Origin of the sequence: Paenibacillus xylanexedens, from assembly GCF_017874615.1 — a bacterium.
Classification (GTDB): domain Bacteria; phylum Bacillota; class Bacilli; order Paenibacillales; family Paenibacillaceae; genus Paenibacillus; species Paenibacillus xylanexedens.
This window is the reverse complement of the sequence record NZ_JAGIKV010000007.1, coordinates 209,840-232,098: the sequence shown is the minus strand read 5'-3', so window position 1 is coordinate 232,098 and position 22,259 is coordinate 209,840. Positions and strand designations below refer to the sequence as shown.

Here is a 22,259-nt window from a genome sequence, read left to right as displayed (position 1 = left end):
TTGGGATCAAGAATAATCAGATCAGGTTGAGACCTTTTTTCTTTGCCATCTTTTCTACCTTGCGCAGCATAACGATTGAGATGATTGTATACGAAATGGCGAAAAAGATGAGGATGCACCATTCCATCCAGATTGGTGCAAGGGGCACCCAATCTGTTTTGAAACTGTAATAACGCACCATATCATACCCCCAGGTATAAGGCAGGAGATATGCGATCCAACGAACGACTGCCGGAAACTGGTCCACTGGGAAATAAGCACCTGCTACAAATTCAAACATGATAAACAAAATACCCACAATGGATGAGACCTGGCGGTACAGAATCCCCAGTAGTGCAATCATGACGCCAAGCGCCATTAATGCAACGATGACCACAAGACAGGTGACTAGAATCATCATGGATTCAGCAAAGTTGAGACCTGCATACAGAACAAGCAGGATATACATCGGTATGAACACAATGACATTCATTAATGCACTGGCTACAACCGTCCCTACATAATACGCATAACGAGAGATTGGATTGCAGTACAGATACTCCAATGTGCCGTTATGGAGATCATTCGTCACGGCGCCGAGCGGAGCGTTTAACGCTACTCCGTAGAACAGCCATACAAGTATTGCACCCAGATAAAAGATAAACAGGTTATCTCCTTGAAGTACATTCTCTCCCTCGTATACAACAAACGTGGACATCAGCAGGAAAAAGAGTACTCGTAGACCCAACTGTAGGAAGTTACCGAAGAAGTTGGGCAGATACCTTACAGCAATCTGCAATTCCTTCACGGTTGTTGCCCACACGACGGCGAAAAATCCGGTAGGTTTACCTATGGCTTGCAGCTTTAGCGTTTCCTGACCTGTCCCGGTTTTAGCATATTCGATACTCACTGTTCTCTGCCTCCTGCCAATGTGTACTCTAAATTTTCATCAGACTTCACATAGAGCTGAACAAACAAATCTTCAAGTGTTAGTTGTCTATGCTGAATGGTCGTATGGATATTGCCTTCTTTTAATTCACTAATAACCGCGCCCATCCCGTCGTACAGGTTCGTGATTCCGAAGGAAACCGTGTCTTCCTCCTCACGAATAATGGTGGAAGTTACCTCCGGCAGAGCAGTGATTCGCTCCTGAATGGAAGGGGGCAAGTCTGCTCTGGGAATGTCGATGAATTCGACTGCGCCCAGATTGGATTTTAGTTCGGCAATTGTACCTGTTTTAAGGAGCGTTCCTTTGCGCATCAGGGACACCCGGTCCGTCATGTCCTCTACCTCAGTCAGAATGTGAGAGGTCAGAATAATGGATTTCCCCTCATCCCGCACATAACTTTTAATGAACTCACGTACACGTCTGGAGATCACGGGGTCCAGGCCCTTGGTCGGTTCATCCAGATATATCACTTCAGGATCATGCAGCAGGGCTCGCATAATGACAACGGTTTGCTTTTGGCCTCCCGATAATTGCATAAATTGCTTGTTCAGATGTTCCGAGAAATCCAGATACGTACTTAATTTGTCAATCTGGTTTGAAATCTCTTGTTTGCTAAGTCCAGTAAGTCTTCCAAAGAATATCAAGTTCTCTCGAACAGTTAATCTCGCATAAGCAGAGCGTTCAGTATCTTGACCCACGTATCCGATTAATCTCCTGATGATGTTCGCATCGGTATCCAAATCGTAGCCGCCGATATTGACAATTCCGGAGTCCTTGGTCAACAGAGTCGCCAGAACTTTAATAAATGTTGTTTTACCTGAACCGTTGGTCCCCAGAATTGTGTGGATCTCACCCTTGCGAAGCTCAAAGGACATGTTATCTAACGCTAGGTGTTTACCATAGGACTTAGTTACGTTCTCAGCGGATAGTACCCTCACTTGTTCTCCCCCTTTATGTATTGCCTGTATTGCTGAATTCATGGAAGGGCGAATACGCTATTGCAGCGCATTTCGCCCCTAATGTAATCACTTTACGCCGACAGCTTCGTGTACCAGATACTCCGCCAGTTCGTAGTGATGTCCAGTATCATCAATGATATGATTCATCCACTGATTTCTTTCTTTAACAGGTAACTTTTTGGTTTCAAAGATGCCCTTGAGCAGTTCCAACGCTTCTATCATTTGCTCTTTTGAGGGTTTGTCCCCCGCATTTTCAACCTGCTCCTGAATTGCCTGGATTCGTTTGTAACGCTGAACAACACCTTGTTGATACTCTGCTTCATCCCAATTCTGGTTCGGTGTTGCCACTGCAATTGCTAAACATTTAGTTATGACTGTGGGTACTCCTTTTTTCTTCTTGCCATCCGATTGAAACATGCTGATCAATTTTTGACGTTCCGCTTTTTCGCCAAAGCAGAGCGAATTGATATCAGGACAGTTCGTTTTGGTCAATTTGTTCAGTACATTTTTGGGTCCCATTTCGATGGCAAGTGTGACACCAAAACGCTCAAGGTATTGAAGAATCCGTGTCCATTGCACAGGTTTGACCATCTGATCTGACAGCAATCCCGGAATTCGCTCCACATCACCATAAGGTTGACCTGTAACATTGGATAGTACCGGCCATTTGAACATATTGTACGAATACTTTGCCAGTTCTTGGCCGAGCCGCTCTGCATCTTCCGCCATCAGCGAACTATGAATGGGTGCACTCGACATTAGGGGAGTAACCTGACCATCGGCATCCAATACAGCTGCTTCGATCTCCTCCAGTACGTATTGATGACCGGATACGGCAGCTTGTGTTGGCGAATTATAACAGGAGACTACAGCTACACCCTGCTCGCCGCTGTATTGTTCACAGAGTTGCTCCACGATGGATGCGTCAATACCGTCCATAATGGTCATTGATCCTGTGCCCCGATCAATATGAATCTGCATCATTGCACCACGCAATTTGGTGATTCGAACAGCATCGGAAAATGTCATGGCGCCTGAACATACCAACGCCGAATATTCACCCATACTGTGACCTGCACAGAATTGTGGTCGAATCCCCACTTCTTCCATATACACTCTGAATGCCGCTACATTCGTTGCCAGAAGAGCAGGTTGCATGTTCTCATTCTGATTCAGTTCAGATAGACTTCCTTCAAAACATAGTTTTGCCAGATCCACACCTGCAACGTCACTCGCTTCCTCGTACGTTTGCTTGGCAATGCTATATTGATCATAGAAACTCTTTCCCATACCTACATACTGAGAACCTTGTCCCGGAAACAGCAGTGCTATTTTTTCCATGTCGTAACCTCCATTAATAGGGTTGGTGTATTAATTATTAATAATGTTCAGTTCCACATATGAAGGAATTTTCTGAATATAGCTCATGTCATGTTCAAAAATGACAAGGTCCTCTTCCTGATGGATTTCTTTGAATCCGCCAAATTTATAGGTCAGATACATCATCCGATTACGATCGGTCATTTTGAATTCAGCCCGTATCTTGACCCCGGCTTCTTTCGCCTGTTCCAGGATATAATTCATGAGAATCGTGCCTACCCCTCGTGACATTACACGGCAAGACATCAGCAGCAGCTTCACGGTCCAGTACTCCTCTTCCATCTCAAGCAAAGCGAGTCCAATTTTTCCATATGCTCCATACTTGTCTTCCAGTCCTGTAATGAGAAGTATGTGATTAGGAGATTGACTGAGTTGTTCCAGATCTTCATAGGAATAGGTATACCCTGTAGTGTTCAGCTGATGAGTCCGCACCGTCAACTCTTCTGCACGCTGCAGATCATCTCCCTTGAGGGGTGAAATCGTAAATGTCATGCCAAGTGAAGCCAAAAAGTCATCTTTGGGACCTGTGAATTCATCTTCCGCCTTATTACGGATCTCATCGCTTTTGTACATTAAACGGCGAAGTCTGGAGTCCTCCGTAATAAAACGGGGATTCATCATCTCCATGTCGGGAATGTCCAGGTACTGGGCAGCATCTATGCATCGAACTTCAGCATGCTCAAACTGTACCTCTTCCAGCTCAAACATCTGATCATCCACAAAAGCAACCGTATTCGCTCCAATATTAATGGAAGTTATGATGGATTGAATGGAGCTCGACTTGGAATTCCAGTGAATCTGGGGGTATAGGAAATACTCATGAATTCCGAATTCCTCAAGCTTCTCCATGGCTGTCTGATGGTCATTTTTACTGGCGATGGATTGCAGGACCCCACGCTCGTCCAGTGTCCGGATCACATCAATAATTCCTTCTCTCAAGACAACATTCTCATCTTCCAGCAGGACACCTTCCCAGATTGTATTATCCAGATCCCAGACGACCAGCTTCACCTTCTCTTGTTTTTGCTTGTCCATTACCGAACTTACCGATGGATCACCCATACCTGAACCCCTCCTTGGCATATTGTTCCAAACTATTGCTTCAAGCCCGTCAGGCAGTCTATGCTGTCTTTCGTTCAATCAGTTCATTAATCTTGTTCAAGGTACGGAAGTTGCTCAGATCCATATCCTGGGTCTCAATCCGAATGTTGAATTCTTTCTCCAGAAACATCACCATCTGCATCGCAAACAGGGAATTGGCAAAACCCAATTCAAAAATATCCTCATCATCCTGAATTTCACGTTTGCGATAGAAACGACTCAGAAATGTTTTTACTTTGACTTTGGACTCCATGCACAGTCACCTCGTATAATTTATAGTCGATACACTTACAGAATCACGTGCTCAAAGAAGCCTTGACCGCTTTTTGCTCCTAACAATCCGGCATCCACCATCTTGCGAAGCAAGGGACATACTCTGTATTTCGGGTCCTGATAACTCTCATAGAGTACATCCAATGAATGAACCACAGTATCCAAACCAATCAAATCCGCTGTGTGAAGCGGGCCCATCTTATGTCCGAAACATTTGACGAATATGTCATCAACCTCTTCCGGTGAAGCTACCTGATCCTGAACGACAAAGGCAGCTTCATTCATGAGCAGATGGGATATTCGATTAGATACAAAACCGGGAAGATCTTGTACCAGTATGGCTTCTTTGCCCATGGTATGGAGCAAGGATCTGGTCGCTTCAATCGTTGTCTCCGAAGTGTGATAACCCTGAATAGCTTCGACTACGGGCTTTAATGGGACCGGATTCATAAAATGTACACCGATGACCTTGTCAGGCCGTCTGGTGTTGGAACCAACTTTTGTAATCGAAATGCATGATGTATTGACCAAATAAATACAAGAATCGGGGCAATAGTTTTCAAGCTGTGCATAGACCTCTTTTTTCACATCCCATTGTTCAGGCACGTTCTCAATAATAAAATCAGCATCGCTGAGCGAATCGTAATGTGTCGTAAACTCCACACGCGAGAGCACAGTTTCCGGGTCTTCGGCCTCGGTATCCTTGTTGTAGAATCCCGAAAATCGGATATTGGTAAACAAGGCTGTTCTCGCCTGATCCAAAACTTCATCACTCACATCGATCAAAACCACGTTGTGCCGGGACTGGGCAAGGCTCTGCGCAACCCCTTTTCCCATGACGCCTGCTCCGATTACACCAACCTTCATTCCTATCAACGCCCCTCTGTGATCTGGCTAGAAATTGAAATTCACTTCTTCATCCACAACTTCATCCGTGATATCCGTGACACGATCAACTTCAATATCATAGATCAATGTATCCGGCTGCTCTGAAATTATCTCAAGAATTTTCACAAAATCTTTGGCGACATATTCAGCTGTGCTAGGCAAGAACAAGCTTGTATTATATTCCAGAATAAACTCGATCGTACCGTCCCGCTCAATCGCATCCAGTGCCAGATCAAACCTTGAAACTCCACTGTCATAATCGATTAATGTGCCTTTGAAAGCCTCAATCTCTCCGGTGTACATCCCAACATTTTGCAGTGCAAAATACACATCAAACAGCGGATTTCTGCTCGGATCACGTGTACTATTCACAAGCTGTACAATTCGGTCGAATTGACAGTCCTGATGCGCAAAAGCCGATAACGTACGCTGCTTCACGTCCAGAAGTAACTCCCTGAATGAGTCATCAGGCACAGGTTCGTTTCTCAGGACGATTGTATTCACAAACATGCCAATGGTGGCATCAAAGTTACCCTGTTGGCGACCCGTTACAGGTGAACCAATGAGTATATCACTCTGGTTCGTATATTTATGCAATAGGACATTTAAGGCGGATAAGAGCAACATGTATAGCGTGGTTCCTGTACGTGCTCCGAGCTTGCCTATACGAGTAGTGAGTACTCCGTCGGCATAAAAAGTCATTTTGGCTCCATCATAGGTTTTTCGATCAGGCCGTGAAAAGTCTGTTGGAAGTTGCAGTGTGGGCAATGGCCCCTTCAGCGTTTCCAGCCAGAAGGCTTCCTGTGATTCAATCGAATCCGATTGCTGATAATGGTTGCTCCACTCCGAGTAATCCCTGTACTGATAAGGAATATCAGGTAGAGGTGAACCACTGTACATTGACGTGATTTCGTGCATCATATTGTCCATCGACATACCATCTGTAACCAAGTGATGCACATCGAACATCAACAGATGACGACCGTCATCCAACGAACCGACAATCATGCGAATCAACGGTGCCGCTTCCAGATCAAACGGTCGGACAAACTGCTTCACTACATCTTCCACTGCTTCCGTTCCACGAATGACATCTGGCAACGTTTCGATCGAAAAATCCACGTTCTCGTGAATTCTCTGAATCGGCTCTCCTTGTTCCCAGTGAAATGATGTACGGAACGATTCATGGCGCTGAATCAGAGTGTTCATATAACCGTTCAACGTGAATGGGTCAAAATTCCCCTCCATAATCAACGCTTTGTTCAGGTTATAGCTGATGTTGTCCGGGTCCTGAGTGCAAAGGTAGAATATCCTTTTTTGAGCTGATGAAAGTGGATATTTTTCTTTGGCTTCTGCATGAGGGATAGACTGTTGTCCGACTGTTGCATTCTCCACATCGACCAGAGATTGCAGGTGAACTCCCAGTCCCCAGATCGTCGGATATTGCAGCACATCCGAGGGATTAACCTGTATCCCCGTTTCCCTGTATATATCCGATGCCATCTTGAGCCCAATAATGGAATCTCCACCATATTCGTAAAAATCATCATACAGATCCATTTCTGTCAGTCCCAAATGAAGTGACCAAATCCGGGATAACATCTGTTCCATGGCTGTATATTGACCATCATTGCGGCCGTGTAACAAGACTTCTTTGTTCAGCGTTGCCTTTCTCATCTCCACTTCAGCAATCACGCTGGCACTTTGATCCTGAATCGTGTTGTATACTTCCTCCGACATCATCATTGGCATGTCACCTACGTAGGCCATATATTCCGAATCATAATTCAGTTCGCCGATGATAGATCGAGGCACTTTACGCTGAAAAGCCTGGTCAAAGGCCTTTAATGCAGACTTTGTTAAAACAGACTTGAACACCATGTCATCATTTACGCCAAAATCTTTGGCCATCCCGGTCTCTTTCCAGGCCACCCAATTGATCGTTAACGTTCGTCCGCCCCTGCGATTGCGATACGCTGCATAAGCATCCAGATAACTATTCGCTGCTGAATAATCTCCTTGACCCGGAGAGCTGAATAATGTTGAAGTAGTTGAGAACAGAACAAGAAAATCCAGAGAGTCGTGGGCTGTTGCCTGATCCATATTCCAGGTTCCCTGGACTTTCGGAAGCAACACACGGTTAAAGGTCTCCGCATCCTTGGACGCAAGGAATCCTTCACCGGCTACCCCTGCTCCATGAACAATGCCATCCACTTTGCCGTACTGCTCTCTGATGTTCTCCATGAGTCTTGATACTTGTTGAAGATCACCTGTATCCACGCTGTAGAGACCTACTGTGGAACCTTTGTTCTCAATCGAATGTATCCATTTAATTTTGTTGCATTGCTCCAGATCCTTGTTATCCTCCAAAATGGCTGGCCATGTTTTCCGATCAGGGAAATCCGATCTGCCTGCAAGAATCAAGGTAACGTTGTGTCTGTTGGCAAAATGTTCTGCGAATGCTCGGCCAATGCCGCCCATTCCACCGGTGATGAGATAGACCCCCTGCTCCTTAATGGTTACATCAGAGAGCTCAGCTCCCAACAGATCTGTTTTCCTAAACTCTTCCACATATCGTTGACCCTTCCGATAAGCAGTGGAGTAGAAAACATCATCTGCATTCATTGCATTGAGCAAAATAGGAATAGCGGTGTCATCATCTATATCCATGACCTTGCATTCCAGCTGAGGATGCTCTTGTCCAATCGCTTTGCCCAGGCCAAACATCGTTGCATATTCAGGAGCAAGGTGCAATTCGTGGCCGCTAACTTCGTGAATGTACTGGGATAACAGCACAATGCGTATTCGATTTCGCAATCCTGCACCTGCAATGGCTTTTGTGAGGTAAAACAAGCTATGCACACCTCGGCATAAGGCATCCTCCAGTTCCTTCGGACTCTCGGGTGCTGTATGACCATTTATGGTAAAGGTGTGAATAATCTGATCTATTCTGTGGTTCTTCGTAGCGTTCAATAATTGCAGATACTGATCCTCAGAACCATCGATCTGATAATGAACCGGAGAGATCTTCGCATATGTTGCACCAAGAGTAACTTCAATTACATGTGCTCCACGTTCAGTAAGTTCCCGGGAGAGACTGTCACATAACGGAATTGTCCCCTTCAAAAGCAAGACGGTTTGCGGATTCGGAATGAGCCTCTCAGGATTAGTCGCTTCCACCCAGCCAATGGTGTAATGCATCGTTGGTTCTTCCTTCTGCACAACGGATGGTTGAACCGCAACTCGTTCGGGAATATCAATCCAGCAACGATTGCGCTCGTAAGGATACGTTGGAAGATGGAGCCGGAAGGTTTCCTCTTCTGCGTACAATCTTGACCAGTCAATATCGGCTCCCTGTGTATAAAGAATCGATATTTCCTCCAGGTGCTGATCTTCCCATCCATGCTCGTTAATGAGCTTCAGTACCCTATCTGCTTGCTCGTTTAATTCACGAAGTTTTTGTTCCGTCAATTCGCCAACACCTGGCTCCTTCGTCTCGGGAACCATTCGATGTTCAGATGCATAAGCAACGGGCGGTTTAATCTCGCTAAACGGGCATCCACGCAGCTTGTCCAATCGGGATACCAGCTCTTCTTTGTCTTTAAAAGCAATGGCGATACGCAACTTGTAGTGTCCTCTTCCCTGAGCGGCTGTTCCGCACAGGCTTAACAAATCCAGTTCATCGTAACTATCGAGATAATCACGATAAGCTGCGATCAATCTGGACAGAGAGTCTTTACTTTTGGCGGAAAGAGGCAGAATATAAGGTCTGCGTTCCTCTGCTTGGACAAATGTCTGTACCGGGGCCTCTTCCAGGATAACGTGACAATTGGTTCCACTAATCCCGAACGCGCTGATCCCACAACGTCGCGGTCCTTCCTCGGAATGCCAAGTACGAAGACGGGTATTCACAAAGACCGGTGAATTGGAAAATTCAATAATTCGATTAGGTCGATTAAAGAACAGTGTCGGAGGCAGCTTCTTCTCACGCAGCGCCATAACCGCCTTCACCAAACTAATCACTCCTGCAGCCTCCGAAGAATGCCCCAAGTTGGTCTTGATGGAACTCACCGCACAGAATTGCTTGCGATCTGTGTAGCTCGACAGTGCATCGGATATGCCCTTAATTTCAATCGGATCTCCCAATGTCGTGCCCGTGCCATGTGTTTCAATATAGGTGATTGTCTCCGGTTCGACTCCTGCATCCTCCAAAGCAGATATAATTACCTCTGTTTGAGATGCCGGATTAGGTGCCGTGATGCCTATTGAACTGCCATCCTGATTCACAGCCCCGCCTTTAATTACAGCATGGATCGAATCATGGTCATCCAATGCCTGCTGAAGTGATTTCAGCAGTACCACTGCAACCCCTTCTCCAATACCTGCTCCATCTGCTTCATCATCAAAAGCTTTGGAGCGATGATCTGTAGACTCGATGCCAAGTTTCATATTTTCATCATCCACCGGGCACAGGTTAATCTTGATTCCGCCAGCCAGTGCATAATCAATTTGTCCGCTACGAATAGCTTTGCAAGCCATGTCTACAGACACCAATGAAGATGAACAGGCCGTATCAATAACCATACTTGGACCCTTTAGATCCAATAAATATGAGATCCGGGCAGACATCATTGCTGTCAGATTACCCACCATGGAGCTTGATCCGCTCCCAGGATCAACTTCATATAAGAGACGTGCATACAGATCTCGCAAGGTTGCCGCATATCCCAGATATACGCCTGTTTTACTACCACTCAATCTGGTACCGCCATACCCTGCATCCTCAATTGCAGTCCACGCAGCTTCAAGAAATAATCGCTGATTGGGATCCATAAGACTTGCTTCCTTGGGTGATAACCGAAAGAAACCTGCATCAAACTTGTCTATGTCCTCCAGATACGCGTTCTCGTTGTATTTCATCTGTACAAGGTCATGACCTGTGAACGCAAAATGCTTGTCAATATCCACTTTTCTCGATTCCGGAAACGACCGAACCAGATCCGTGCCGTTGACGAGATGTTCCCATAGCTCCTCAGGTGTGGACGCAAGCGGCACATTCACAGCCATGCCGATAATCGCAATATCTCCATCTCGTTCCGCCGCAGTACGCTTCTTGAGATGCATCGCGGGAGAAGGATGCTGTTCCTCCTTCTTGTTTTTTCCACCGATAAATTTTGCGAGATGATGAACATTGGAGTATTCGAACAGGTCCGTAACATTAATGGCTCCTGGAAAAATCCGTTCAATCTCACTTTGAATTTTCATCAGCAGAATAGAGTCCGCACCTAGTTCAAAGAAGTTGTCGTGAATATCAATTTGATCAAAACCCAATATTTTTCTGCAACATTCGGCCACACGTTTTTCCGTATCACTAAACTCTTCGTTGAGATTTCCTGTCAGACTTACTTCTCCTGCTGGATTTGTCGTTACACTCTTTGCTTTGTTCGCTTTTTCCTGCTTCTTTTTTTCCTTGAATAGTTCAATTTGTGCAGTCAGCACAGGAGATAGCATCACCCCTGATTTTTCGAGCAGGAAGACTCCACCGTTCTCATAATTGAGATAACCTACAAGTGCTTTCGGTACATTATGGGATAACACCTGCTCAAACCCTTCAAGAGCCTTACCCGTTGGCAACGTCTTAAAAATGGTATCGATTGTGAAACCACCTTCAAGGGCCATGCCGGTTTCTTTCCAGGTCGTCCAGTTCACCACATGTGTCCTTCTGCCAAGCTTGTTCCGATATTCACCGTAGGCATCCAGATAAGCATTGGCTGCGGTATAATCTCCTTGAACGGCTCCGCTAAACATCGTTGCTACCGAAGAAAACAGAATAAAGAAGTCCAGATCATCCGAATGGGTAACTTCATCCAAAATACGTGTACCCATCACCTTCGGGTTGAAGATGCTTTTAAACTGGTCATCCGTACGATTCATCAATAAGTCGGATCTTCCGATTCCCGCACCATGGATAACCCCCCGGATCTTCCCATGACGTTGACGCAGCTCTTCTACAATTGGAACTACCTCTTCTTTTTTGGAAATGTCAGCGCTGTATATTTCAACGATAGCTCCCATATTTTCAATATCAAGAACTCCCTGAATCTTTCGGCATAACGACTGATCCTGCTGTGCTTCCAAAATTGCTTCCCATGTTCTCCGGGGTGGAAAGGCAGTACGATTAATCCAGGCCAGATGTACCTTGTCCCTGCCAGCCAAATATTTGGATACTTCAATCCCGATACCTCCAGCTCCACCAGACACAAGATATATCCCTTCTGAATGAAGAGCCGGAAATTGTCCATTGTTACTGTCCGACTCTGCAACAGGCTGGAATGTACCGAATGACTGAACATACCGTTTTCCGGCTCGAATGGCGGTAAGGAAGTGATCTGTTTTTCTGAAAACAGACTCTGCACTCCCCTTGCTCCATAGCATATCTTCCAGGTCGATAACTCGACATTGTATGTTCAGATGCTCCTTGCGTATGACCTTGGCAAGACCTTCTAGCGGTGCGAGCTCGGGTCTAAGAACCTGTTCTTTGCCTGTGACATGATGGACACATTGGGTCAAAATCACCATATCCATATCATAATCAATACCATGTCTGGTCAATGAACGAACCAGATACAGCAGGCTGTAAACGCCGCGTTCCTGTGATTCATTCAACTCCACCAGATTCTGAACAGAAGTGTCCGAAGCAAAGGTAGGTGCGTAGATGACCTGTGACCATGATTTTGAATCCAAAGCATTGACTAAAGAATCAAAATCGACCTCTTTTGAACCAATTCGAAAATCACTATCGTGTCTCTGTTCAAAGCAATCTCCCGGGCAAACCATAATGACGTCCTTACCCGATTGTTGCAAAAGCAATGCAAGGTCAGCCCCACCTTTGTCATCAGCCGTAAAGAGTACAACTCTCTCGCTTGAATGAACTTCGTTATCCTCGTACTCTCCCTGAAGCTCATGCCACGTGAGAGAAAACAATCCGTTGTCCTGGTGGACACTCTCTTCTGCAGGTCTGCTTCCCATGTCAATCCAGCATTTCTGTGGATCAAAGGGATAACCCGCCAGAGGTACGGTCTTCGTAGACTTGCCCTCATACAGACGCCACCAGTCCACGGATGCCCCTTGCACGTAAAGAGTACACAGGCGCCCCCAGTCGAATGTAGCCTCATTCATCTGGTTCAATTCATGCCGGACCTCTTCACTTAACGCACGAACGTTTTTCTGGGTAATATCATGTCCCCCTGAAACTTCCCGATTGTCGCTGATCAGTCGGTGTTCCCCATAATGAAACCAAGGTGCTGTGAACGTGTGAATGTCTCCAGATATAACCTGGGTCAACTTAATGCGCAAATCCTCCAAATGTTCAGCCAAAATGATCACTCGGTGAGCATAATGTCCGCGACATGCATTGGCTGTTCGACACACATCCAGTAATGAATACCTGTCGGAGAAGGCAGATACTCCGTCCAGATACTGTTTCATCAGAACTTGAATTCCATGATCTGATCCCGCAGACAACGTGAATGGATGAACACCCGTATGCCCATCATGCGTAACGGTCAAAGTGGCCTGTACAGGAGCTTCTTCCAGCACGATATGACAATTTGTTCCGCTCAAACCAAATGTACTTATCCCGCATCTACGCGGATCAGCACCTCGCTCCCACTCTCTTAACCTTGTATTGACATAGACGGGTGAATTCCCGAAATCAATATTCAGGTTTGGATAATTAAAATGAAGGGAAGGTGGGAGTTTCCGATGATACAATGATAAAAGTCCTTTGATCAGACTGGCCATACCTGCTGTTTCATACAGATGCCCAACATTGGTTTTCACCGAACCAATTGCACAAAATTGCTTTTTATTCGTATATTTTCGAAAAGCACGTTCCAGCCCCTGAATCTCGATAGGGTCACCCAGATTCGTTCCCGTTCCATGGGTTTCAATATAGGCCAGGGATTCCGGGTGGATGCCTGCTCGCTTCCACGCTTCCTCGATTACTTCGGATTGAGCAACCGGATTGGGGGCCGTGATGCCCATGGATGTTCCATCCTGATTCAAGGCGATGCCTTTAATGACACCATAGATGTGGTCTCCATCCTTCTGAGCCTGACGAAGCGGCTTCAAAATTACTGCAGCCACACCTTCACCCATACCGGACCCATCTGCTTCTTTATCAAAAGCTCTTGTCCGGTAGTCGGTGGATTCAATCCCAATCTTCAGAAAATCATTATCCACTGGCAAAATATCCAGCTTAACTCCTCCGGCAATCGCCATATTGCAATCCCCGTTCATCAGCGATTTACAAGCCAGATAAACGGATACTAACGAGGACGAACAAGCAGTATCCACTACCATGGTCGGTCCTTTTAGATTAAGCAGATACGAGATGCGGGTTGGAAGCATTGACGCGATATTTCCAGTCATCGCAATAGACAACTCTTCCGGGTTGGTATCCTTGATCATTTCCTTGTAGTTGTTGCTATTGGCAAATCCGGTAAAGACGCCGGTATTGCTTCCTGCAAGCCTTTGCCCGCCGTAACCGGCATCTTCGATGGCATGCCATGCCGTTTGCAAAAATAAACGATGACAAGGGTCCATCAGACTGGCCTCTTTTGGCGAGAGACGGAAGAACTTATAATCGAATTGATCCACTTCATCCAGAAAAGCACCATCCAGATATTGAAGGAATTCGTCTGAATATCCGCTTAGTCTGAGGTACTCATCCGTTACAGATTTTCGATCAGATGGATAATCACCTATGCAATCAATCCCCTGCTCAACAATGTGCCAGTATTCCTCCGGACGATTCGCATGGGGAAATTTAAGGCTCATGCCTATGACTGCTATATCCTCTTGATGATTTGCTTCTTCCTGCTTCAGCAGATTGATGACCTGAATCCCCGTCACTTTGTCAATTTTGCCGGAGGCTATGTTTTCAACAACATGTTTGTAGACTTTCTCCACAAGCTCACTCCCCTGGCCGTATTTCATCCAAACGATGAAGAATGTCTTCGACAGATACTTCCCCGTCCTGCAACTTGTCCAGCATATGGCTTAATGAGTCATTCCAATCTCCGTCCTGCTCTTCTGATGCGGATGTTATCGGTGCAGCTTGCAGGATATGTTGCTCATTGCCTGCAATGTAATTGCTGAGTTTGTCTACAGTTGTATATTCGAACAGATCTACCAGTTTGATCTTATTGGGGAAATGCCGATCCAATAACTCATGCATCTGGCCCAACATGATCGAATCTCCCCCTAATTCGAAGAAACTGTCATAAATATTGATTTCACCGAACCCTAGTACCGAACCGAAGATTTTGGCAATCAGATCCTCAGCATCGCTATATGCTCCTTCTCCTGTCCTGCCATCCAGAGTAACTTCTGCATAACCGGTCTGGTTCTGAGTTTCAGTAAACACAGTTTTCTCATCAGTAGCCAGGGATCTCAGGTCATCAGATAGTCTCACAGCAACACTTGACATCATGCCAAGCAATTTGCTTTCACGATTGATCTCGCCGACGATTACCCGATTCAAGGTCATTCCCATCGCACGATCCAGCCATTCAATGCCCTGCTCCGTAGGAATGGCAGAGAATACGCCATCCACATTGATGCCGTAACGAACGCCCATACCCGTATCTCTCCATGTGTTCCAATTCATAGTTAGTGTTCGTTTCCCGAGCTTGCTTCGATATGCAGCAAACGCATCCAGGTATGCATTGGCAGCAGCATAGTCCCCCTGGCCAGGAGCAGCAAACACCGAAGAGATCGTGGAGAAGAGCAGGAAGAAGTCAAGATTATCCTCAAGCGTGACCTGATCAAGCGCCCATGTTCCATGGACTTTGGGACCTATCACCGCTGAGAACTGTTCCTCCGTCTTGCGCATCAGCATGCCTTCACCAGGTACACCGGCACTGTGGACTACGCCACGAATGGAACCGTAGTTTTGTCGAAGTTCATCAAATACCTCACGTAGCCTATCCAGATGACCGATATCCACTTGATAAAATGAACATGACGTTCCCTTCTTCTCCAGATCCATCACCCGGTTTATCGTCTCGCACACTTCCCTGTCTCTGTTCTGATCAAGCCATTCAGTCCACTGGTCACGCGGCGGAAAAGGTGAACGGGCAAGCAAAGCAACATGTCCTGCTCCCTTGTCAGCCAAGTACTGGGCAACTTCCAGTCCAATGCCTTTCGTGCCGCCAGTAATCACGTATACACCGTCATTTTGAATTGCTGGCGCATGGCCGATCACCGTCGTATCGTCCAAAGTCTCGAACTGTTCCTCATAACGAGTACCTTCCCGGTAAGCAACAAGATACAAATCAGACTTTCGGCCGATCTCTTGTAACACATCTTCAGCAGAGACAACATCATCAACGTCCAGAAACTTGCAGGATATGCCCATCAATTCCTGACCTACAACTCGTCCCATTCCCATAAAAGGAGCTTGTTGTGGCTGAAGGACACGTTCATTGCCTGTCACTTCGTTCACATAATCAGATATCAGCGTAAGGCTCAGTCCGCGCTCATAACCCACATGTGCCAGTGCCTGTGTAAGATACATCAGGCTGCGAGCCCCACGTTGCTGGGTCACCTCTAATTGCTCGATACTCTCGGGAAATACTGCTTGTTCAGTCGTTGACATATGGATAATATGTGTGAATTGATACTCGGATTGAAGATCTGTTAACAAATCCTCGTACGCCTGTTTATTTGAATCAACGCCATACCATCCATCACCTGGAGTAGAATCCTTTTGAAGTCCAACCTCTACTCTTACAACCTTCCGACCCGCAGCTAGTAATCTCTCATAGATCGATGCCGAAAGAGCGGTTTTTCCTGTGAACAATAACACATCTCCAGATTCGGAGGACACCCATGATGTCCCATCGTTGGATGGCGTGTTAACCCAACGAATAACATGAAATGGTTGTTCCATACGTTCCACTTTTACAGGGGTGACGTCGGGTATGTCCAGCCAGTGTGTCTTACGCTCAAAAGCATACACCGGGAGCCGCACTTTACGAGGTGCCTGTCCATCATTCCATAATAATGGTGGCAAATCTGCGCCCGCCGAATACAACTCACTAATTTTGACCTGCATGGATTCGTCCCTGTACAGGCCGTCCCTCCACGCTAATGACACTTCTTGAATTTCGGCGTTCAAACTTTCCTTCTGAACCAGAGTTAGATCATCCGGACGTCTAATCCCATCCGTACCTGATACCAATCGGTGTTCTCCATAACGATAGAAAACCTTGCCGGTGTCACCCAGTTCTGACTCCCAAAAGTAGAGCCGGTTCAATTCATTCAAACGGGAAACAAGCTCCATTGTCGTATTCACTGCAAAAATTAATCGATGCGGATAATGACTGCGCCCAGCCTGGACCGTGTAACAAATATCCTGCAGATCCATTTGTAATAATTGCGGACCATATGCAACGTACCTCGTAACAAGTTGCTGCAAGCTCTCACGTGATTTGGCCGAAAGCATGAACAACTGTGGCCCACCGTGAGGATCATGGTCAGGCAGTTCTTTATGGGTATACTCTGCAGGTGGCTCTTCCAGCACAATATGGGCATTGGTTCCGCTCATGCCAAACGCACTGACGCCAGCTCGCCGCGGATGGCCTTCAACCTCCCACTTACGAGTAACGGTGTTGACGTATATGGCAGAATCGTAAAACGGGATATTTTCATTCGGTCGATTAAAGTGAATCGTTGCAGGCAATTCCTTGTTTTTAAGTGCCAACGCTACTTTGATCAACCCGACGATTCCCGCTGCCTCAAGCAGATGACCCATATTGGCTTTGACAGATCCAATCGCACAGAAATTTCGTTTGTCGGTGAACATACGGAATGCATTCGTCAAACTGTTTACTTCAATCGGATCCCCTAAAGGTGTACCCGTCCCGTGGGCTTCCACATAACCAATGGTCGCAGGATCAATGCCAGCATCATCCCATGCCTTGCGAATCACGTCTTCCTGAGCTGCAGGATTTGGTGCTGTCATCCCGGCAGAACTGCCATCCTGATTGGATGCTGATCCCTTAATGACCGCATAGATTTGGTCGCCATCCTGTTTAGCTTTTTCGAGTGGTTTGAGCATGATTACACCAATGCCTTCGCCAAATCCGGTTCCTTCCGATTCCTCATCAAATGCACGCGTGATTCCATCCATGGATTCCATGCCTATTCCCATACGTGTATTCGTGTGATGAATTGGCATGGTATGGATTTTAATCCCACCAGCTATAGCCATTTCACACTTGCCGCTACGAATCGATTGACATGCTGCATCTACAGCAACGAGGGAAGATGAACAGGCTGTGTCTACGACCATCGATGGCCCCTTCAAGTCCAGCATATAAGATACTCTTCCAGAGGTAACTGCTGCTGTGTTGCCCACCATAGCGCTGGATAGCAGAGTTGGATTGGTTTCATAAATGAGTCGTGAATACATATCGCGAATATTCGGCGAGTATCCAACAAATACCCCGGTATAACTTCCACTAATGTCATCTACACAACCGGCATCTTCAACTGCTTCCCAGCATGCCTGCAGGAAGAGACGCTGATGCGGGTCCATCAGGCTTGCTTCCTTGGGAGACAAACGGAAAAAGGTACTATCGAACTTATCAATCTCATCAATATACGACCCTTCCACAAGAGCAACGCTGCCCTCAGGAAACTGTTTATATCGAATATAGCGATCAATGGCATCCTTTCGTTCTGCAGACAATGCGGTCCTGCAATCCAACCCGTTACGAATATTGTCCCAGAATTCATCAGTGTTGTTGGCGTTAGGCAGTTTGACGGAAATGCCAATAATGGCTATGTCCTGTTCCGTTCCTTTCATCGTTGCATGATGTGTCATGTTGTTGCTTCCCTGGCGTTTATCTACCAGAAAACGGGCCAGTTTATAAACTGTTGCGTGCTCAAACAAATCCGTAATCATAAGTGAACCTGGATCAAGCAGTTCCAATCTGGCATGCATCGTTTTTAACAAGAGGGAATCGGCTCCCAGTTCAAAGAAATTTTCATGGATGTTAATTTCCTCGAAACCCAATACCTGTCTGCAAACATCAGCGACACGTCGTTCTGCTTCGGTGTAATCCTCTTTTTCTTTTCCCGTGAGGATCACCTGTCCCGTGCCATGTTGTGAAAGTGATCGGGTAGAAGCCATATCTGCTATAGACCTGATCGTAGACTTCAATCTCTTCAATCGTTCGAGCAAATGTGGAGCAACCCGAATCCCTGAACGTTCGAGTAAAGGAATGCCCCCACCATCTATGTTTAATTCCCCGATAATAACGCGGTCTACTTTTTGAGTAACAACGTCTGCGAGAGTATGGATCGCCTGTTCAGGCAAAATGGCCTTAAATATAGTATCCGCCGTAAAACCCGAACGTGCTGCCATTCCCCTCTCCCTCCAGGTCACCCAGTTAATGGCGAGTGTGTGAAGTCCCTGCTTGGTTCGTTGTGCAGCGAACGTATCCAAGTAGGCATTGGCTGCAACATAATCTCCCATAGTCAACGTGCTGAATGTTGTAGCAACAGAAGAACATAACAGCATAAAATCAGGCTGATCTTGTCGGGTAAGTTGATCAAGAAGCCATGTCCCTCTGATCTTGGGAGCCAACGTGCGCTTGACGTCATCTTCACTCTTCTGATCGGTAGACAGATCACTGCCCGTTCCTGCACAATGCACAATTCCACGTATAGAACCAAACGTTCTTCTGATATCATCCAACGTATGAGTAAGACGCATTTCATCAGATACATCTACGCTAAAATAAGTTACCATTGCTCCGAGACTTTCCATGGCATCTATTTCACGAATAATCTGCTGAACAGCAGGTTGGTCTTTCCCATTCTTACGAAGCATTGGCCATTGCTCTCTGTTGGGTAATTCAGTCCGTCCCAGTAGGACAATTCGTACCTTTGCCTGACCAGCCATCCATCTCCCAATCTCTGAACCTATCCCCCCTGCTCCACCCGTTATGATGTATACTCCATCTTCAACTAGTTGCCAGTCCCTATTTTCCTGAGTCTCTGTGTTCCATTCATCCAGCTGTTCAACATAACGAATCCCATTCCGATAGGCAAAATTCTCGTTGGAGATGCCTATACCACCAACCAACTCCGGAATAGATTCAAGTGAACTATGTTCATCTCTGTCAATGCACTGACAACGGATATGCGGATATTCCTTTCCTATAACCTTAGCCCAGCCGATCAAGGCAGCGTGCTCAGGATACAGTTCCACTTCGTCCCCAGTCACTTGATAAGCAGTTGTCGTAGCAATTGATATGTCTACAGGGCCAGACACTGCTCGCTGCACAAGGGATTTGACCAGTCTGAACAGACTCAGAGGACCCTCTATTTCCGCCTGAGAAAGATCCGCCAGATTATGCACCTGCTTTCTGGGCGTTGAACTCAGTAGATGAATAATCCGGGTTACATCATTGAAAGGCAGTGCACCAAGCAGGTGCTCATAAACATCTTCTGAAGAAAGTTGCACTAGACCTGAGAGTCCTTCCATAACGGCAACATCTCCGTCAAATGTCACGGATACCAGCTTTCGTCCCAGATTACGCAAGGTGGTTTCGAGCCTTTCGCCTTCAAGGTCCTTATCTTTTCGCAATATCAGGACGATCCCATCATCAATTGGCTGCTGCGCCTCATCGGGTTTGGGCGGTTCCAAAGAATCCGCGATCCAGCGTGTTCTATACATGCTCCGATACATGTCATCTGTCTGACGTTGATCCATGTCCGATTTCCAGTCCAGCCAGCATATGTTCGGTTCAAACTGGTATGACGGAAGTGGAATCCTGCGCACAGACTTTTCTCTGTATAGATCTTCCCAACTCACATCGGCTCCCTGAACATACAAATCACAAATGGCCTCCAACAGTACGGTCCTCGGGTGAAGATGCGCTTCCGAAATCAACCCCAGTGCCTTCTGGCCAAGTAGCTTGACCTCCTGCTCCGTTATCTCTCCCGTACTTCGCGTGGATTCCCCTGCACCCGCTGTTATAATCCGATGCATGCCTGTGCGTACTCCGTTTATCTCAAGATCAGGACCAAAATTTGCGTCTGATACAAGCTTCAATTTTCTTTCCAAATCCTTGCGATCACTGTAAGTGATCGCAAGCCTTTGAGTATAGTGCCCTCTTCCGGTATTAGCTGAAAATGATAGATCTGCCAGCGAAAGTTCAGGATCTGAAACGAGCAAGGCCTGATAGGCTTGCACCAGCTTTGTTAAGCTGGCAGCACTTTTGGCAGAGATCGTTAAAATTTGCATATCTGGGGTCACTGCGGTATCTGCCCTGTGATAACGTGGCGGCTCTTCAACTACAATGTGACTATTGGTTCCACTTAGACCAAACGCGCTGACACCACATCTGCGTGGAGCTCCTTCGGCATGCCATATTCTAGGGCGTATGTTGAGATAGACTGGAGAATCTTCAAAGTTGATTTTTGAGTTTTGACGCTGAAAATGAAGTGTGGGTGGCATCATGCCTTCACGCATTCCCATAATGACCTTGAAAAGCGAAGCCATGCCAGCTACACAATCCAAGTGGCCCACATTTGTCTTCACTGAACCGATAGCACAGAATTGTTTCTTATTCGTAAACTTTTGGAACGCTCTTCGAATGGCCTCAAACTCAATGGGATCTCCCATATCTGTCCCTGTGCCATGCGTTTCAATGTAATTTAGCGTCTCCGGGTTAATCCCCGCATTTTTCCATGCTTTCACCAGCAAATCTGTCTGTGAAGCGGTATTCGGCGCTGTGATGCCTACGGAAGTTCCATCCTGATTCACAGCACTTCCTTTAATTACTGCGTAAATATGGTCTCGATCCCTGAGTGCTTTGTTCAAAGGTTTGAGTATAATAGCGGCAGCGCCTTCACCCCAGACCGTCCCATCCGAATCTGCATCGAACGCCTTCACTTTGCCATCTGGCGCTTCCACACCAAGCTTGTTCCCTTCATCCAGGGGAAACAAACGTATCTTTACGCCACCAGCGACAGCCAGATCACAATCCCCGTTTCGAATGGCCTGGGACGCGAGATGGATGGCTACGAGAGAAGATGAACATGCTGTATCAAGACAAAGGCTCGGCCCCTTCAGATCCAGCAAATAAGAAATCCGGCTAGCCAGAATGGAGGCCAGATTACCTGGAACTGCGCTGGGATCTGCCTGAGGTTCCAAGTCAGTGATTAATCTTTTGTAGTCATATACTTCATCGTTACGAAACCCAACGTACACACCTGTGTTGCTTCCTTTAAGTTTCCCGCCTCCATATCCCGAATTCTCAATGGCGTGCCAGGCCGTTTCAAGAAACAACCGCTGATTGGGGTCCATGAGAGAAGCTTCACGAGGAGACAGGTTGAAGAAACGATAATCGAATCGGTCAATATGATTCAAAAACCCTGCTTTGGTATACGCGACCGACTCTCCCCGTGTCTTCATATAATAATCTGTGAAAGATTGTCGTTCTGCAGGAAAATCGCTGATACTGTCCACACCGTTAACCAGATTGCTCCAATATGCCTCGAGTTCCTCTGCACCAGGGAATCTGCCGGACATTCCAATAATGGCAATGTCCTTAGTCGAAACACTTTCGATATCGACCGATTCTGCCCCGGATTCCAGGAGATCATCCAGTTTAATACTTCCCATTAATCCTTTTCTCATTTTGCTC

At 46.4% G+C, this 22,259-nt stretch carries 8 protein-coding genes; all 8 read right to left on the bottom strand.

Going from position 1 to position 22,259, the window contains the following annotated elements; all coding sequences use genetic code 11:
- Nucleotides 1-16: 16 nt before the first annotated feature.
- Complete coding sequence (locus J2Z28_RS11685; protein WP_211082611.1) at nt 17-889, bottom strand: ABC transporter permease; 873 nt, start codon at nt 887-889, stop codon at nt 17-19.
- Complete coding sequence (locus J2Z28_RS11680) at nt 886-1,866, bottom strand: ABC transporter ATP-binding protein (RefSeq protein WP_017686951.1); 981 nt, start codon at nt 1,864-1,866, stop codon at nt 886-888. Before J2Z28_RS11680 ends, J2Z28_RS11685 begins: the two co-directional genes overlap by 4 nt.
- 87 nt (nt 1,867-1,953) lie before the next feature.
- Nucleotides 1,954-3,228, bottom strand: coding sequence for an ACP S-malonyltransferase (fabD, locus tag J2Z28_RS11675; protein WP_211082610.1), 1,275 nt, complete (start codon nt 3,226-3,228; stop codon nt 1,954-1,956).
- Between the two features lie 30 nt (nt 3,229-3,258).
- Complete coding sequence (locus J2Z28_RS11670; protein WP_017686949.1) at nt 3,259-4,329, bottom strand: HAD-IIIC family phosphatase; 1,071 nt, start codon at nt 4,327-4,329, stop codon at nt 3,259-3,261.
- 58 nt (nt 4,330-4,387) lie between these two features.
- Nucleotides 4,388-4,621: an acyl carrier protein gene (locus J2Z28_RS11665; protein ID WP_017686948.1), complete on the bottom strand. Its 234-nt coding sequence runs from the start codon at nt 4,619-4,621 to the stop codon at nt 4,388-4,390.
- 35 nt (nt 4,622-4,656) lie between these two features.
- On the bottom strand, nt 4,657-5,508 hold the full coding sequence (locus J2Z28_RS11660; protein ID WP_017686947.1) for a 3-hydroxyacyl-CoA dehydrogenase family protein: 852 nt from the start codon (nt 5,506-5,508) through the stop codon (nt 4,657-4,659).
- Between the two features lie 27 nt (nt 5,509-5,535).
- Entirely contained in the window at nt 5,536-14,502 is an 8,967-nt protein-coding gene (locus tag J2Z28_RS11655) for an SDR family NAD(P)-dependent oxidoreductase (RefSeq protein WP_211082609.1), read from the bottom strand.
- Between the two features lie 4 nt (nt 14,503-14,506).
- Nucleotides 14,507-22,252 (bottom strand): SDR family NAD(P)-dependent oxidoreductase, encoded by a 7,746-nt coding sequence (locus J2Z28_RS11650; RefSeq protein WP_211082608.1) that lies wholly within the window; start codon nt 22,250-22,252, stop codon nt 14,507-14,509.
- Nucleotides 22,253-22,259 lie beyond the last annotated feature (7 nt).